At 67.3% G+C, this 2,810-nt stretch carries 3 protein-coding genes; all 3 read left to right on the top strand.

What is annotated here, in order from left to right; translation table 11 throughout:
- The first annotated feature begins 283 nt into the window (after positions 1–283).
- The 3 genes from AC04L7_RS15955 to AC04L7_RS15945 all read left to right on the top strand — a co-directional run bounded on the left by AC04L7_RS15955 (position 284) and on the right by AC04L7_RS15945 (position 2,678).
- Positions 284–1,576, top strand: a complete 1,293-nt coding sequence (locus AC04L7_RS15955) for an adenylosuccinate synthase (RefSeq protein ID WP_296280787.1) — start codon at positions 284–286, stop codon at positions 1,574–1,576.
- Between the two features lie 255 nt (positions 1,577–1,831).
- Positions 1,832–2,143, top strand: a complete 312-nt coding sequence (locus tag AC04L7_RS15950; protein ID WP_435997517.1) for a hypothetical protein — start codon at positions 1,832–1,834, stop codon at positions 2,141–2,143.
- A gap of 229 nt (positions 2,144–2,372) precedes the next feature.
- On the top strand, positions 2,373–2,678 hold the full coding sequence (locus AC04L7_RS15945; RefSeq protein WP_296280790.1) for a hypothetical protein: 306 nt from the start codon (positions 2,373–2,375) through the stop codon (positions 2,676–2,678).
- The last annotated feature ends 132 nt before the right edge of the window (positions 2,679–2,810 follow it).

Here is a 2,810-nt window from a genome sequence, read left to right as displayed (position 1 = left end):
CCTGGGGAGAAGGGGCCCGAAGGCCGGATGAGGGGCCGCTCTTCGCGCCATGCCTGAACCGGCGAGGCGATTCCCACCAGGGTAGCCCCCGTCCCCTTAAACCCGGATAATGCACAAAAGCCGGACGGGCTCCCTGCGTGGGAAGACCGCCGGCTTTTTCCGTGTCTGGGCCCGGCGTGGCGGGCGGCTCCCCGATGGAGCCTGCCGGCGGCAACGGCGCCGTGGACCAGCACGACCCTTCCGGCGGCCCCGATGGCCGCCAACAATCGAGGAGTTACCCGTCATGGGTCAGTCAGTCGTCGTTCTCGGCGCCCAGTGGGGCGATGAAGGCAAGGGCAAGATCGTCGATCTGCTCACCGAGGAAATCGGTGCCGTCGTCCGTTTCCAGGGCGGCCACAATGCCGGCCACACCCTGGTCATCGGTGGCAAGAAGACCGTTCTCCACCTGATTCCGTCCGGCATCCTGCGCCCCGACGCGCTGTGCCTGATCGGCAACGGCGTGGTGCTGTCGCCCGCCGCGTTGATCAAGGAAATCGACGAACTGGAATCGGCCGGCGTGGAAGTGCGCTCGCGCCTGAAGATCTCCCCGGCCACGCCGCTGATCATGCCGTACCACATCGCCCTGGATCAGGCCCGCGAGAAGGCCGCCGGCGGCAAGGCCATCGGCACCACCGGCCGCGGCATCGGCCCGGCGTACGAAGACAAGGTGGCGCGTCGCGGCATCCGCGTGGCCGACCTGCATTACCCCAAGCAGCTGGAAGAGCTGCTGCGCACCGCGCTGGACTACCACAACTTCGTGCTGACCAAGTACCTGGGCGTCGACGCCGTCGACTTCCAGAAGACCTACGACGAAGCGCTCGCCTTCGGCGAATACGTGCAGCCGATGAAGTCCGACGTGGCCGGCATCCTGCACGACCTGCGCAAGCAGGGTAAGCGCGTGCTGTTCGAAGGCGCGCAAGGCGCGCTGCTCGACATCGACCACGGCACCTATCCCTACGTCACCAGCTCCAACACCACCGTCGGCGGCGCGTTCGCCGGTACCGGCGTGGGCGCGGACGCGATCGACTACGTGCTGGGCATCTGCAAGGCGTACGCCACGCGCGTGGGCGGCGGTCCGTTCCCGACCGAACTGGACGACGACATCGGCCAGGGCATCCGCGACCGCGGCCAGGAATATGGCGCTTCCACCGGCCGTCCGCGCCGCTGCGGCTGGATGGACATCGTCGCGCTGAAGCGGGCCGTCGCCATCAACGGCATCTCGGGCCTGTGCATCACCAAGCTCGACGTGCTGGACGGCATGAAGACGCTGAAGATATGCATCGCCTACGAATACCGCGGCAAGCGCACCGAGTACGCCCCGCTGGATGCGGGCGGGTGGGAAGAGTGCACGCCGGTGTACCTGGAGTTCCCGGGCTGGGACGAGAACACCCACGGCATCACCGAGTGGGACAAGCTGCCGCCGGCCGCCCGTGCCTACCTGCGTGCGCTGGAAGAACTCTCCGGCTGCCCGCTGGCCATCGTCAGCACCGGCCCGGACCGCGACCACACCATGGTCCTGCAGGATCCTTTCGCGTAATCCGCTTCTCCTTCTCCCCGCAAGCAGGGACACGTGCTCTTCCTTCTCCCCGCAAGCGGGGAGAAGGTGCCGAAGGCGGATGAGGGGTGAGCGCGATCCCTCCCACTGCAAAGAAAAGCCCCGCATCTGCGGGGCTTTTTCTTGCCTGCGCCCCGTTTCGGCACGCGGCTTGCAACGCCCCTGCTGCCCTAAATCGCGGCCGATCGCGGCCGTTAGATGCATCAGGTGTCGCCCGTAGTCGATGGAGTTGCCCCCATGTACCGCAATGCCGCCCGCGCCGCTGTCATCACCGGCCCCTGGCAAACCCCACCCGCCGCGGCCAAGCCGCGCGCGGTCGAACGCCGCAAGGCCGTGCACGACGCCGACGCACTGCGCGTGGGCCTCACGCCGGCGCAGCTGATGACGCTGGAGGCGATGGAAATCTTCCACTGGCGGCTGGCCTTCGTGCGCCGTCCGCTGTTCCAGGCGCCCATCCCGGTGCTGTTCGACCGCGGCGATACGCGCTACGTGGTCATCGAGGAAGACGGCACCCTCAACGAGAATCCCACGCTCGTCCTGCGCGCCTGATTCCACTCCCTTCTCCCGCGCGCTCCCTTCTCCCCGCCCAGCGGGGAGAAGGTGCCCGAAGGGCGGATGAGGGGCCGCTCTTCGCGCTGACCCTTCAGCGGCCTGAACCAACGCCCCCGCATTTCCCACAACCCTCACGTTCCCTTGCTCCCGGCCGATACAAGGTGAACCCCTGCCGCTATGGCGGCAGACCTGTTCCCGTTCCACGCCATCAGGAGCCCCCCACCGGATGTCGGATCCGCATCGCCCCCGCACCCCCGCCGAGCCCGAGTCGCCCGGCACCGCCCCCCGCACCCCGGAGCGCCGCAAGGGCGCCCCGACGATGGACGACGCCACCCTGCTGGCCGGCCTCACCCCCGCGCAGCAGGCCACCATCCAGACCATGGAAACCTTCCACTGGCGCCTGAAGTTCGTCCGCCGCCCGCTGTTCAAGACACCCATCCCCGTGCTGTTCAACCGCGAGGGGGATCGCTATGTGGTGGTCAACGAGGATGGGACGATTGATGAGAACCCGGCCTTGGTGTTGAGGGATTGACCGGCGTGGAAACGCTTAGCTCGACACTCTCTGGCAAACAACTCGCTCGGCGTTAGCGCTTAGGAGGAGATCTATGGCTCTCCCTCATCGAGACTGGATTCGGGTCGCGCAGCTAGATATCCGGATATAGCC

It is taken from the genome of Pseudoxanthomonas sp. LjRoot204_2 (assembly GCF_056175765.1).
This window is presented reverse-complemented; position numbering and strand designations above follow the sequence as displayed.

Excerpts from the sequence above, each read along its gene's own strand:
- AC04L7_RS15955 (WP_296280787.1), top strand. The coding sequence starts at position 284 with ATGGGTCAGTCAGTCGTCGTTCTCGGCGCCCAGTGGGGCGATGAAGGC.
- AC04L7_RS15950 (WP_435997517.1), top strand. The coding sequence starts at position 1,832 with ATGTACCGCAATGCCGCCCGCGCCGCTGTCATCACCGGCCCCTGGCAA.
- AC04L7_RS15945 (WP_296280790.1), top strand. The coding sequence starts at position 2,373 with ATGTCGGATCCGCATCGCCCCCGCACCCCCGCCGAGCCCGAGTCGCCC.